At 53.4% G+C, this 12,206-nt stretch carries 14 protein-coding genes and 1 pseudogene; 3 read left to right on the forward strand and 12 right to left on the reverse strand.

Annotated features, from left to right (window positions below; translation table 11 throughout):
* A partial coding sequence (locus I6E24_RS04435; RefSeq protein ID WP_235326580.1) for a transposase occupies positions 1-608 on the forward strand: 608 nt, incomplete at its 5' end.
* A gap of 27 nt (positions 609-635) precedes the next feature.
* Here I6E24_RS04435 and traM read toward each other — a convergent pair.
* The 12 genes and pseudogenes from traM to I6E24_RS04495 all read right to left on the reverse strand — a co-directional run bounded on the left by traM (position 636) and on the right by I6E24_RS04495 (position 10,010).
* Entirely contained in the window at positions 636-1,931 is a 1,296-nt protein-coding gene (gene traM, locus I6E24_RS04440; protein WP_235326582.1) for a conjugative transposon protein TraM, read from the reverse strand.
* Positions 1,909-2,196: a TraL conjugative transposon family protein gene (locus I6E24_RS04445; protein ID WP_117709841.1), complete on the reverse strand. Its 288-nt coding sequence runs from the start codon at positions 2,194-2,196 to the stop codon at positions 1,909-1,911. Before I6E24_RS04445 ends, traM begins: the two co-directional genes overlap by 23 nt.
* A 4-nt stretch (positions 2,197-2,200) precedes the next feature.
* Complete coding sequence (gene traK, locus I6E24_RS04450; protein ID WP_068856486.1) at positions 2,201-2,824, reverse strand: conjugative transposon protein TraK; 624 nt, start codon at positions 2,822-2,824, stop codon at positions 2,201-2,203.
* 20 nt (positions 2,825-2,844) lie between these two features.
* The gene (gene traJ / locus I6E24_RS04455; RefSeq protein WP_106390565.1) at positions 2,845-3,837 is read right to left on the reverse strand and encodes a conjugative transposon protein TraJ; all 993 of its coding nucleotides are present in this window, start codon (positions 3,835-3,837) and stop codon (positions 2,845-2,847) included.
* An 18-nt stretch (positions 3,838-3,855) separates the two neighbouring features.
* A pseudogene (locus I6E24_RS04460) lies at positions 3,856-4,481 on the reverse strand (DUF4141 domain-containing protein).
* Positions 4,481-4,831: a DUF3876 domain-containing protein gene (locus tag I6E24_RS04465; RefSeq protein WP_235326583.1), complete on the reverse strand. Its 351-nt coding sequence runs from the start codon at positions 4,829-4,831 to the stop codon at positions 4,481-4,483. The pseudogene I6E24_RS04460 and the gene I6E24_RS04465 overlap by 1 nt, the downstream one beginning before the upstream one ends.
* A gap of 11 nt (positions 4,832-4,842) precedes the next feature.
* A complete protein-coding gene (locus I6E24_RS04470) occupies positions 4,843-7,356 on the reverse strand; it encodes a TraG family conjugative transposon ATPase (RefSeq protein ID WP_235326585.1) in 2,514 nt (837 codons plus the stop codon).
* Positions 7,353-7,688: a DUF4133 domain-containing protein gene (locus I6E24_RS04475; protein WP_072531505.1), complete on the reverse strand. Its 336-nt coding sequence runs from the start codon at positions 7,686-7,688 to the stop codon at positions 7,353-7,355. The genes I6E24_RS04470 and I6E24_RS04475 overlap by 4 nt, the downstream gene beginning before the upstream one ends.
* A 10-nt stretch (positions 7,689-7,698) precedes the next feature.
* The gene (locus I6E24_RS04480; protein ID WP_068856491.1) at positions 7,699-7,995 is read right to left on the reverse strand and encodes a DUF4134 domain-containing protein; all 297 of its coding nucleotides are present in this window, start codon (positions 7,993-7,995) and stop codon (positions 7,699-7,701) included.
* A gap of 164 nt (positions 7,996-8,159) precedes the next feature.
* Positions 8,160-8,792 (reverse strand): hypothetical protein, encoded by a 633-nt coding sequence (locus I6E24_RS04485; RefSeq protein WP_235326586.1) that lies wholly within the window; start codon positions 8,790-8,792, stop codon positions 8,160-8,162.
* Between the two features lie 2 nt (positions 8,793-8,794).
* Positions 8,795-9,223, reverse strand: coding sequence for a DUF3408 domain-containing protein (locus tag I6E24_RS04490; protein WP_072531502.1), 429 nt, complete (start codon positions 9,221-9,223; stop codon positions 8,795-8,797).
* Position 9,224: 1 nt separating this feature from the next.
* Complete coding sequence (locus I6E24_RS04495; RefSeq protein WP_235326588.1) at positions 9,225-10,010, reverse strand: ParA family protein; 786 nt, start codon at positions 10,008-10,010, stop codon at positions 9,225-9,227.
* Positions 10,011-10,556: 546 nt separating this feature from the next.
* Between I6E24_RS04495 and mobA the strand changes: the two genes are divergently transcribed.
* Together mobA and mobB are read left to right on the forward strand one after the other, a co-directional pair.
* Positions 10,557-10,979, forward strand: a complete 423-nt coding sequence (gene mobA, locus I6E24_RS04500; RefSeq protein ID WP_235326589.1) for a conjugal transfer protein MobA — start codon at positions 10,557-10,559, stop codon at positions 10,977-10,979.
* On the forward strand, positions 10,964-12,205 hold the full coding sequence (mobB, locus tag I6E24_RS04505; RefSeq protein WP_235326591.1) for a conjugal transfer protein MobB: 1,242 nt from the start codon (positions 10,964-10,966) through the stop codon (positions 12,203-12,205). The genes mobA and mobB overlap by 16 nt, the downstream gene beginning before the upstream one ends.
* Position 12,206 lies beyond the last annotated feature (1 nt).

Genomic DNA, 12,206 nt, shown 5'->3' on the forward strand with positions numbered 1-12,206 from the left:
ACATCAAATATATTGCAACAGACCTCTCTGCCGCCTTTATCTCCTCTGTATATGAGAATTGCCCAAATGCGGTGCACGTGTTTGACCATTTCCATGTGGTAAAGCTTATGAACGAGAAGCTGGATGAGATACGCAGGATACAATACCACATGGAAAAAGACATCAACAAACGTAAGGTGTTGAAAGGTACGCGATACCTGTTACTGAGTAATGGGGCGGATATCTTCGACAAGGAGTATAAGACACGGCTTGACAACGCGCTGGATATGAACAAGCCCCTGTCGCAGGCATACTACCTGAAAGAACAGCTCAGGGAAATCTGGACGCAAGTCAATAAGAACAATGCTGAAATGGTCATGCTGGATTGGGTAAAGCAAGCCCAAGAAAGCAAAGTGCCGCAACTGGTGAAGATGGCAGCCACAGTAATGGCACACAGAACAGGCATACTCGCATGGTACGACTGTCATATATCGACCGGAAAAGTAGAAGGAATCAACAACAAGATAAAGGTCTTGAAGAGAGCGGCATACGGATTTAGGGATGAACGATACTTTGAGCTAAGGTTATATGCACTCCATGATTGCCGCATCACGCGAAATGTCGGATGAACCAAATTTTAGTGGTTTGTCAAATGATTATTGCTGTTTGGCGTAAAGCATCACCCTGTACCCGGCTTTCAGCTTCACTTTCACGGTTCGGAACTTCTTGGCAAGGTAGCCGGATGCACCCTGCATCAGCCCCCTTGTAACGTCCATCGCCACCTGTTGCCCGGCGTTCTGCGTAAAGGAAATGCTTGTACCCAGCCCGCTGCCGATATTCGCTATCGCCTCGTTGAACGCTTCCTGCTCCATCGAGGACGGGACGGAAAGCCCCTTTTGCCCGTCCGTGTCGAACACGGCGAGTTCCACCGGGATGATGTTTCCCGCATACTCTATCGAGGACACCAGTATGTCGAGACGTTCGCCCTGTACCTTTGCCGTACCCGCCACAAGGGTATTCTTCGGGATGACGATGTTGCCCGCCTGCATGGGTTCAAGCAGACGGAGTTTTACCGCCTGCCCGTCCGTCAGCGTCTGGTCTTGATGGATGCAGGCGGCTATCGTGTTCCTGCCCATTGCGTAGCCCGTTCCTACCGCCGTGTTGAAGCCGTAGTTGCGTGGCTGGCTGTAAGCACGGATAAAATCGGCATCGCTCATGGGCTGTTGCAGCCCTGAAACGGCGTTTTCCCGTACTGCCTGCACGGACACCGCTTCCGGCTTCTTTTCGATGTCGCCCACGACTGGCACTTGTGCCGCCTGCCTGTCGCCGCCTGCATATTTGGCGGCAAGCTCGTATGACTTTTCCAATAGAGCCATCTGTTCGTCAGCGGTGGGCGTGGCTTCTCGCTGAAGTTCCAGCTTTTCGGTCAGTTCCGCCACCTGCCGTTTCAAGTCCTCTTTTTCCCTGTCCTCCGGGGGCGTTTCATAGAACGTGCTCAACTGGCGGTTGATGTCCCGGTAGGCGGTCGCCGAGGAAGAAGCGCCGCCGCCCCGCACGGGCTTCGGATCTTCTTCCGGCATCAGTCCGGCTTCCGCCTGCGGTTCTTCGGTTTCATCGTCCCCTATGAAACCGAAGTCCTGAAGGGATTGTATCCTGTCCTGCCGTTTCCGGCTCATCATCGCCTGCTCGTAGGCGGTCTGCTTGTCCGCTATAATCCCGTCCTCTGCGGGCAGCGGGATGTCGGCATTGAAACCGCCCACGCTTTCCGTTTCCGCTTTCTCCTTGCCGGAGGGGGCGAATATCAGGTACATGCACCCTGCAAAGGCGAGGAACATCAGCGGGAAGACTATCATTTTCCTGCGCCGCTGCACCTCTTTCGGGGAAAGTTCCCGTTTGGGCTTCTTCTCCTTTTCGGGCTGTCTGCCCGGTTCATTTTTCTGTACTTCTTCCATATTCAGGTCTGTTTGTTAAATTGATACTGTCGTTACCATGTAGCGGGAACTGCCGGATGTGTTCGATTTGCAGCCTTTGCCCGTCCCGTTTCCCGATGTTGTAAATGGACGAAACGGTGATATAGAGGGACAAGCCGCCGAACAGGGCGGACATCACGAGGATGACCGCCAGCCGCTTGCCCGGCGTGATACGCCCGCACAGGCGGCGCAGGCGTTCATCCGCCCAGTCCCGCACCGTTTCAATGTAATTTCGCTTCCTCTCCATAAGGCTATCGTTTAATGGTTTGCAAATCCCTGTTCTCGTCAATCGTGAACGCTTCCATGATGAAGCCGTGCGGGTTGTTGTCGCTCCGTGTGGCGTTCAGGAGCCTGCACGTGGTGACAAGGCTTCTGACCGTCAGGCTGCTTTCCCGGACAATAAGCTGCCGGGCATAGGTTCTCACCTTGTAGGGGTACTGGTTGAAGTCACATTTCACGCTGTCAATCTCCACCGTCTGGTTGATGTTGCCCGAAATGATACGGTTGTAGTAGCCCTTTTCCGACAAGTCCTTGTAGTAGTTGAACGCACTCCTGTCGGCGAGGAACAAGGAGCGTTTGATGTTTCCCTCGATGGCGTCCTTGTCGGGCGAGAGCGTGAAAAAGAGTTCGTGGAAACGCTTCACGTGCGATTTCGCTTCAATCGGTCTGTTCTGCGCCATGTCCTGCGAGAGAGCCAGCATCAGGCTCTTGCCGTTGTCGAGGACGTATATCTTCTGCCGCTGCTTTTCGGCGAAGCTGTACGAGTTCCACACGGCAAAGCCCGTGACCAGTGCGCACAGGCAGATGAATACCAGCGCAAAGAGCCGGATTTGCCGGAAGCTCGTTTCGATGTTCGTCAATGACTTGAATTCCATATTCTAAAAATTGAAGTTGGTTATTTGAGAAGTTTTCCTGCAATCTTTCCGGTTGCCGCACCTGCCGCCGCACCCGTGAGTGCGCCCGCACGTGTCAGGTTGCGGTTGTATGCGGTTGTACCCCCGGCTGACACAATCCAGCCTGCCACTGTCGGAACGGTGAAGTAGCCCACGATGCCGATAATCATAAAGATTACATACACGGTACTGCTCCCGTCCGGTATGAAGTTCGGGTCGGAAAGCTGCTCGATGTCCTTCTGGAGCATCAGTGTCTGTATGCGTGCCAGCACGCTGCTGAACAAGTCCGACACGGGAAGCCACAGGTAAATCGAGATATAGCGTGAAATCCACTGGGTCAGCGTGCTTTGGAAACCGTCATAGACGGAAAGGGCGAACGCCAGCGGACCCAGTATCGAGAGCACTATCAGGAAGAACGTGCGCAGCGTGTCGATAATCAGCCCCGCTGCCTGAAAGAGTATTTCCAGCAGTTCCCTGAACCAGTCCCGGACGGATTTCTTGATGTTGTATGCCGCCCTGTCCATGTACATGCCCGTCATGGTAACCATGTCGGAGGGCGACCAGCCCAGTTCCTCCAGTTGCCTGTCAAATTCCTCGTCCGAAGCGAGGTATGCCGTTTCCGGGCTTCGCATCAGGGCTTCGTACTCCAGCCTGTCTTTCTGTGCCCGGTACTCGTTCATGTCGAAGGTCTGCGTTTCCATAAGCTGGCTGCATCCTTTCACTATCGGCGACAGCACCGTGTTGATAGTCCCCAGCACGAACGTGGGGAAGAACATGATGCACAGCCCCAGCGCAAATGGGCGTAGAAGCGGGTACACGTCTATGGCTTCCGCCCGTGCGAGCGACTGCCATACCTTGGCGGCTACATAGAACAGCGCACCCAGCCCGGCTATCCCTTTGGCTACCCCCGTCATGTTGCCGCACAGGGGCATCATTTCGTCATACAGCACCCGCAGCACTTGGTGCAGGTTGTCAAAATCCACTGCTAACAACATAGGCATGTCCGTTTGATGTTACCAGTAGTGTTCATCCGCCGAGCCGTAGAGAGCCAGCACCCGGTCGGTGTCGTTCTTTTTCTTTGCCCGCAGGTAGGACACGGAAATGTTCTTGCGGGTGTAGTAGTTCACGAGATTGCGGTAGTTCATCAGGCTTCGGTAGGCATTGTCGATGATTGCCAGCCGTTCGGCATCCGTCAGAGACATGCCCGTGATGTTCACGACATTTTTCAAGTCCTGAAGCACGTCCGAACTCTCGTCCAGCAGCATGGCATAGCCGGAGGATATGGTCGCCAGCTCGTCCGCCGTGAAATACGGGTCGGCGAGCATGATTTGGTAGTTCCTGACGTAGATTTCGGAGATTTCCGCCACCAGTTCGATGCTTTTCTTCACCTTGATACCGCCCTTGACGACATCATGCACGGATTTGACGCATCGTAATAGGCTTTCCCCTGCTGGAAAATCTTCTGCGTTTCCAGAAAGCCGTTCAGGGTGTTGGCTTTCGTTCCCGCCGTTTCCACAATCTGTTTGGCGGTGTTGATGATGCCCTGAGCCAAGTTGCCGGGGTCTGACACCACCCACTGGGCGGATGCCCTGCCCATGAAGCACAGGCATACCGCCATAAGAAGAATCGTTCTTTTCATCATTTTTTGTTTTTAGGATTTGTAACACGCCTGTATTCGCCGCTGGGCAGGAGCGTTATCCGGTCGTTCCTTTTGTCGTAGGTGAACTGTATGCCGAAGCCTGTTTCAATGAACAGGCAGCCGTTCCGCTCTGTCACCGGATAAGTAGTTTCCAGTACCCTGCCCCTGACATTCGCTTTACGGATGACGGTGTATCTGCCGTCCGTTTCCGTGAGTGTGAAAGCCGGGTGTCCCCTGACGTGTACCCAGTCGCCCTGCATCCTTTCCAGTTCCTTGCTTTCACTGTCCTTACAGCCAGCCAGCAGGCAGGCGGACAGCAGCGTGTAAATCAGATTGTCCATTAATTTCATATCGTTTATTTTTAGGTGGTTGATAATCCGGGATTTCTTTTGCTCTCCGCAAGCCGTTTGACAGCCAGTTCAAGGTTGCCACCCAGCTTGTCGGCAAGGGCGAACAGTTCCGTTTTCTCGCTTTCTTCGGTCGTGTACGTGTAATATTCCTCCAGCGAAACTTCCGTTGCGTACACCGCCGACTGCGTGCCGCCCAGCGAGAAGAACACTTCCTTGTACTTCCGTCCGGGATGGTTCGCCATGTTGATGGACAATATTTGCGAACGTTCCTTGTCGGTCAGTCCCAAGAGGTTCTGTATGCTGTCGAACTTGTTGAGATATTTCCTTTGGTCTAACAGAATCTTGCAGTCCGAATTGTTGATGATGCTCTCTTTCACGATAGGCGAGGAAATAATATCCTCCACTTCCTGCGTTACCACAATCGCTTCCCCGAAATACTTTCGGACGGTTTTGTACAAATATTTTATGTAGTCCGCCATGTTCGCCGACGCTATCGCTTTCCACGCTTCTTCAATCAGGATTAATTTTCTTATTCCCTTCAATTTGCGCATCTTGTTTATAAAGGCTTCCATGATGATGATGGTCGTTATCGGGAACAGTATCTTGTGGTCTTTGATATTGTCCAGCTCGAAGACAATAAAGCGTTTGTGCAGCAAGTCCAGTTCCTTGTCGGAGTTGAGCAGGTAGTCATACTCGCCGCCCTTGTAATAGGGTTCAAGCACGTTCAGGAAGCCGTCAATGTCAAAGTCCTTTTCCCTGACATTCTTCCGTTCAAGCTGTCGGCGGTATTCGTCCCGGACAAACTCGTAGAACGTGTTGAAGCAGGGTGTTACCGACCTGTCGCCCGTGATACGTTCGATATAGGCACTTACCGCATTGGACAACGCCACTTCTTCCGACCGCTTCGGGGCTTCATCGTCCCGCTTCCACAGGGTGAGTATAAGGGTCTTGATACTCTCTTTCTTCTCTATGTCAAATACCCCGTCCTCGACATAGAACGGGTTGAACGCTATCGGGTTCTCGTTGGTGTAGGTGAAATAAATCCCGTCCTCGCCGTGCGTGCGGTTGTGGATAAGCTGGCACAGCCCCAAATAGCTGTTGCCCGTATCTACCAGCAGCACGTGCGCCCCCTGCTCGTAATACTGGCGTACCATGTGGTTGGTGAAGAAAGACTTCCCGCTGCCGCTCGGCCCAAGTATGAACTTGTTGCGGTTGGTCGTGATGCCTTTCTTCATGGGCAGGTCTGATATGTCGATGTGCAGCGGTCGCCCGCTCACCCTGTCCACCATTTTGATGCCGAAGGGCGAAAGCGAACTCTTGTAGTTCGTTTCTTCCACGAACAGGCAGAGAGCCTGCCCCAAGAACGTGTAGAAACTTTCTTCCGCCGGGAAGTCCCCCTCGTTGCCCGGTATGCCCGCCCAAAAGAGCGTGGGCGTATCGACCGTGTTGTGGCGTGGCTTGCATTCCATCAGGGCAAGCTGGCTTCCCACATCGTTGCGTATGCGTTTGAGTTCCTCCCGGTCATCGCTCCAAGCCATGACGTTGCAGTGGCAGCGCACGGAAACAAGCCCCTTGCTGTGCGCTTCGTTCAGGTACTCGTCTATCCATTCCTTGTTTATCTGGTTGGCACGGGAGTAGCGGGAAAGCGACTGCATGTTCCGGGCGGTCTGCTCGAACGTTTTCAGGTTTTCGGCATGGTCGTCTATGAAGATGTATTGGTTATAGACGTGGTTGCACGACAGCAGCACGCCCACCGGGGCGGCGAATGACAGGCGGCAGTCGCTCCGGTCGGTGGACAGCTTTTCAAACCGTGTGTCCGTACCGACCTTTTCCGGCAAATCTTCCACGTCCGAAAGCGTGTGCAGGCACAGTATGTCGTCCCCGACACGCATTTCTTCCGGGTAAAGCCCGATGTCTTTCAGGCAGGTGGTATCTGTCTGTGAAAGCGAGAAGTATTTCTCGATGATGCCAGCCTTTCCGTCCTGCCCGGTGATTTCCGGTACTGCCAGCCGGGTAAGCGTGACAAACCCGCTGTCGTTCATGATACGCTCGAACTGTCCGACCGCTTCGATGAATTTCATAGCCGTTTCCCTGTCCGCTATCTCCTGCGGAACAATCCTGCCCCGGCAGAGGGTGGAGAAGTCGCTCTGTCGGCGGCTTCTCTCCCTTGTCGTCTTTGTCAGGAACAGGTAACAGTAATGGTTCAGGAACGGGCGTTCATTGAAGTGCCGCTCAAAACTCCGGGACAGGAAACTGAGTTCGTCCTTTCCGGTGTCGGGCTGGTAGTTCTCCGTGATGAAGAAGTCCTGCTTGTGTACTATGGAATAGTCGGGCAGTACCTTGATTGCCTTGTACCATGCCGAATGTATGGCTTCATATTCGGCACTGGTAACGGTGAACAGTTCGGGCAGTTCCACCCGGAAAGCCACCGTTATGTCGGCATCCTTTGAAATGATGCAGCCGTTCTCCACCGCCAAAAGGGGAAATTTCCTTTCCAGCGTGGTAGCCTTTAACATATTCCTCATGGTCTTTCTTCCTTTCTTTTTTTATAGGTGAATAATCTGGGTATCGCCTTTCGGCTGATGATGAAGCGGGGATGTCTTTTGCGGGCGGCAGCTTTCATCAGTCCGTGCGTGCCGTACTTGGCGTTGAGCCGGAACGTCTGCCATACGAGCAGCAGCGAAGCCGACACGATGAAACCGATACATAGCCACTGGTTCACGCCTGCCATGAACAGGACAATGAACACCACGAACACGGCGAGCAAGCCGCCCGCAAAGATGAAAAGGTACTGGCTTTTCAGCCCCTTGAACTCCACCGGCTTCCCGATACCCCTGTTTACCGGATATTCAGACATAGCCGCCGTTTTAGAGGAAGAACGAACGCAGGATAGTGGCGGCGACAATCAGGAAGATGCACGCCCCGAACCAACTTGCGGCGGTCTTGCTGGTATCGGGGTCACCGCTTGAGAACTTGTTATACACCTTTACACCGCCAATCAAGCCGCAGACCGCCCCGATTGCGTACACCAGCTTTGTTCCGGGGTCGAAATACCCGGTTATCATGTTGGTGGCTTCGGTAATGCCCGCCTGTCCGTTACCTTGTGCGTAGGCACTTACCACAGCGGCAAGGAGAGCCGCCGACAAAAAGATTTTCTTTTTCATTGCGAATTGGATTTTAATGCCGGGACAGCGGGTGGATAGTCCGCTGCCGCACGGCGGATGAATAATTTGAAATTTTAGTGGTTGCGGCACGGATGCCGTCTGTTGGTGTCAGTATTGCCAATCAACCGTAATCACGTTGCTTCATATTGCTATACATTATTATATTATAGGAAATCGTCCATATTGAACGCTTCGTATTCCTTGCTTGCAAGTGGGGCGGTTTCGGCAGAAACGGTAGCCGTAACCAGCCCGGCTTCGTTCCGTTTAAGCAGTTCCGCCACCTTTGCCAGCCCGCCGTTGATGTTCTCCACTACCGCATCGTAGAGGTTCGTCCCCTCAATCCGTGCCAGCGTCACGGCGGCTTGCCGCTGTTCCGCTTCGGTGGAGTTGTCGGCGTTCGCCGTGCGTACCGTTTCGCCCAGTTCCTCAAAGCTCACGCCAGCAGCCCTGCCCGTATCATCGTACCCGTCCATGTACCCGGATATTTCTTCGTCCTCGTAATCGGGTTCGTCATCCCCGTAGTCGGGTGTTTCGTCCGGTTGTCCGGCAGCTTGCGCCGCAAAAATAGTATCATTTTCAGCCGCTTGCGGGAGGTGTCCCGATTTGTCCTGCACTGTCCCGATTAGTCCACCCTTGTAGCGGCTCTCGCCTATCAGCGTGTAGCCGTCCGCCTGACTTTCGGGAACGGTTTTATCATTTGTTCCCTTTTCGGAACGCCTGTTGTCCGCATGGCGATACCACAGCCACAGGGCGATATAGTACACCAGAAGCCCGGTAAGTATGCAATAGGTTACCATAGTCAGACAGGCTTTTGGAAGTGGCTTTCGTACAAGGCGTTTATCTCGTCTTGGTATTGTTCGAAGTGCCGCAGCAGAATATTTTCCACGTAGCTGCTTACCGTCACCTTGCGCCCGCCTATCACCGTCACGATACGCATCAGTTTCTCGTGGGTGGCTCGGCTCACGTACAAGGGTTGTCGGTCTGCCAGTTCCACTTTCTGGAAGTAGGTTTCCCGGTAGTCACCCGTGCAACCCTTGCGCCTGCGGGGTGTCGGTTTCTCCATCCGTACCGTTTCCGTCTGTTGTCCCTCTTGGGGGATGCCTGTTTCGCCGCCGGGGTTCGGTATGTCCTCCGGCTGCTTGTCCTGCTTGGCGGGGACACCCTGCGAGATAAGTTCCCGCATGAAATCCTCGTCTATTTTCGGCAGAGTGCCGTTTTGCTTTGCCATATCATTGTAATTTAATGTAATACATCATTTCTGTTATCAGTTCTTCCAAGTTGCTGCCCCTTACCAGCGGGCGGCTGGCGGGAAAGAGCGTGGAGCGGAACACCGCCTTCCTGTCCGTCATCAGTTCTTTTTTGTAGCGTTTGGTGTCGGGGATAAAGGTTTTCATCAGCGGCAGTTCCAGTTCCTTTATCGTCTTGTCATAGGCGGCATAGAGGTCGGTTTTCTCCCGACCGTCCACCATGTTCCAGAAGAGGTACAGCCCGGCAAGGCGGCAGGCTTCATTCCTCACCAGCAGCTTTTGGATAGCCACCGCAAACGACAGGCTGCTTTCAAGAACCACCTTGTCGGCGGAAATCGGGGTGAAGATATAGTCCATGCCCGCAAGGGAGTTTATCACGCCCTCGCTGTTCACCGTGCCCGGCAGGTCAAAAAACACGATGTCCGGTACGTGTCCGGCTTCTGCCGTATATCCGTCAGCCGTGGCTATCGCCTTTTCGGGCGAACTGCACAGCACCGGGTAGGCTTTCTTCCCCAGACGGGTGAACTGTTCATACGCCATGCGCTTGTAATCCTCGTCCGCCCCGACCTGTTCGGCATCACGCTTGCGCATCCCGGCAATGGAGTGTTGCGGGTAGTCGCAATCGACTACCGCCACATCGTAGCCTTTGAGGTAATAGAGGTAACTCGCCGCAAGCACGGTAAAGGTGGTTTTGCCGACCCCGCCCTTCTGGGTGGAAAAGGCGACATAAAGGGGTGTTTTCTTGTTTTCCATATTGCTTCCGTTCATTATTGGTTGATATATTTGTTTATTGCTTCCAATCATTCGGGCTTTCCATATTGCAGGCTTGAAATATGGAAAGACTGCTTTATTTCAATCTTGTTTTCCTGCTTTCATTCTTTCTTGAAATCCAACAATCACGTTTTCTTGAAATCCTGCTTTCAACCGTTCTTGCCTGATTGAAATGTGTCTTTCAATCTTGAAATCTTATGCAAATAAAAGGAGAAAAAACGTCCGTTTTTAGATGTGTCCCGATTTGTCCTTTCGTGTCCCAGTTTGTCCACCAACTGCCTATTTTACAGCATTATAAATCACCGTTACTTTGCAGCGGAGTAACGAGCCGCAAGGGGTAAAGACGTGTAACGGTGCTGGTGAACGGCAGGGCTTGCCGTCTGATGCAGACCCCAATCCGTCCCGGACGGATTTTCGATTTTCGCCAGAAAATAGCAAGGTGTGTTTCGTGGCACACGAAACCGTTTTCCGTGCCTGAAAACGCCTTGCCCCTTGCGGGGGTAAAAACCACTCCGAAGTCGTGATTTTTTAATTCAAGGAAGTATGGAAACAAGGAAAAACAGCAAGGGCGGTCGCCCCGCCCTCCAAGACCCGGCGAAACATCGCCATGTACTTTACCTGAACGACCGGGAGAACGCCCGCTTCCTCTCGCAGTGGGAGCAGTCGGGTGTTTTGAGCAAATCCCGTTTCATCGCCGCACGTATCTTCGGCGAGCCGTTCCGGGTGGTGAAAGTGGACAAGTCGGCGGTCGAGTATTGCGCCCGACTGACCGAATTTTATGCGCAATTCAGAGCGGTAGCGGTCAATTACAACCAAGTGGTAAAGGCTCTAAATAGCAACTTTTCGGAGAAAAAGGCACTCGCTTTTCTCTATAAACTGGAGAAAGCGACTACCGAACTGGCTATGTTGAACCGTCAGGTTATCGACCTGACAAACGAGTGCAGGGAACTATGGTTGCCAAAATAAGTACGGGAAGTTCCATGTTCGGCGCACTGGCATACAATCAGGAAAAGGTGGACAACGGGGAAGCGAAGGTGCTTTTCTCCAATAAAATGCTGTTGGACGAGGACGGGCATTCCAGCATCGGCGGGTGTATGCGCAGCTTTGAAATGCAGATGCCCGTCCATTTGTCCACCAAGAAGCCGATATTGCACATTTCCATAAACCCGCACCCGGAAGACGTGCTTTCGGACAGCCAACTTTCCGACATCGCACGGGAGTATATGCGGAAGTTGGGCTATGGCGACCAGCCTTATTTGGTCTATAAACACGAGGACATCGACCGCCACCATATCCACATCGTGGGCTTACGGGTGGACGAAAACGGCAAGCCTCTGAATGACAGGTTCGAGCACCGGAGAAGCAAGCAGATTACCCGTGAACTGGAACGGAAATACAACCTGCATCCGGCGGAGAGAAAGGAGCGTGCCGAACGCCCCGAACTTAAAAAGGTCGATTACGCAGCCGGGGACGTGAAGCACCAGATTGGCAATACCGTAAAAGCGGCTTGTTACGGCTACCGCTTCCAGTCGTTCGGGGAGTACAGGGCGTTGCTTGCCACCTGCAACGTGTGCGCCGAGGAAGTCAAGGGGGAAATAAACGGCAGACCCTATCAGGGCATTGTCTATTCCGCCACGGACGATAAGGGCGAAAAGGTGGGCAACCCGGTAAAGGCATCCCGCATCGGCAAGTCGGTGGGCTACGAAGCGGTGCTGTGCAGGATGGAAAAGTCTGGCAAAACGATTAAGGACGGGAAGCTGAAAGAGCGTACCCGGAAGATTGTCGCCGCAGCCATGCAGACCACCCGTAACCGACAAAAGTTTGAACAGGAACTGAAACGGCAGGGCATTGACGTGGTGTTCCGGCAGAACGACAGCGGGCGCATCTATGGCGTTACGTTCATCGACCACGACAGCCGGGTGGTATTGAACGGTTCACGTTTGGGCAAGGAGTTTTCGGCGAACGTGTTCAATGACCTGTATTCGGATGTCCAAACGGGACAGACCGAAAGCGTTGCTCCGCAGCGGGGACAAGGGCAGGACTTCACGCAGCAGACGCATACGGCGGCACGGCTTCCGGTCAGCGGACTGGGCGGGTTGTTCGGCGGATCTTCTATAGGAGAAGAACCGCCGCAGGACACCGCCGGGCAAAAGAGAAAGAAGAAAAAGAAGCGCACAAGACGCATCGAATAAC

The sequence above is a fragment of the Bacteroides caecigallinarum genome (assembly GCF_021530995.1).
GTDB lineage: Bacteria > Bacteroidota > Bacteroidia > Bacteroidales > Bacteroidaceae > Phocaeicola > Phocaeicola faecigallinarum.

Coding starts and splice junctions, on each gene's coding strand:
- I6E24_RS04485 (WP_235326586.1), bottom strand. CDS start 8,792: ATGGTAACCTATTGCATACTTACCGGGCTTCTGGTGTACTATATCGCC.
- mobA (WP_235326589.1), top strand. CDS start 10,557: ATGGAAACAAGGAAAAACAGCAAGGGCGGTCGCCCCGCCCTCCAAGAC.
- I6E24_RS04470 (WP_235326585.1), bottom strand. CDS start 7,356: ATGAGGAATATGTTAAAGGCTACCACGCTGGAAAGGAAATTTCCCCTT.
- I6E24_RS04480 (WP_068856491.1), bottom strand. CDS start 7,995: ATGAAAAAGAAAATCTTTTTGTCGGCGGCTCTCCTTGCCGCTGTGGTA.
- traJ (WP_106390565.1), bottom strand. CDS start 3,837: ATGTTGTTAGCAGTGGATTTTGACAACCTGCACCAAGTGCTGCGGGTG.
- traK (WP_068856486.1), bottom strand. CDS start 2,824: ATGGAATTCAAGTCATTGACGAACATCGAAACGAGCTTCCGGCAAATC.
- I6E24_RS04475 (WP_072531505.1), bottom strand. CDS start 7,688: ATGTCTGAATATCCGGTAAACAGGGGTATCGGGAAGCCGGTGGAGTTC.
- I6E24_RS04445 (WP_117709841.1), bottom strand. CDS start 2,196: ATGGAGAGGAAGCGAAATTACATTGAAACGGTGCGGGACTGGGCGGAT.
- I6E24_RS04465 (WP_235326583.1), bottom strand. CDS start 4,831: ATGAAATTAATGGACAATCTGATTTACACGCTGCTGTCCGCCTGCCTG.
- I6E24_RS04490 (WP_072531502.1), bottom strand. CDS start 9,223: ATGGCAAAGCAAAACGGCACTCTGCCGAAAATAGACGAGGATTTCATG.
- I6E24_RS04495 (WP_235326588.1), bottom strand. CDS start 10,010: ATGAACGGAAGCAATATGGAAAACAAGAAAACACCCCTTTATGTCGCC.
- mobB (WP_235326591.1), top strand. CDS start 10,964: ATGGTTGCCAAAATAAGTACGGGAAGTTCCATGTTCGGCGCACTGGCA.
- traM (WP_235326582.1), bottom strand. CDS start 1,931: ATGGAAGAAGTACAGAAAAATGAACCGGGCAGACAGCCCGAAAAGGAG.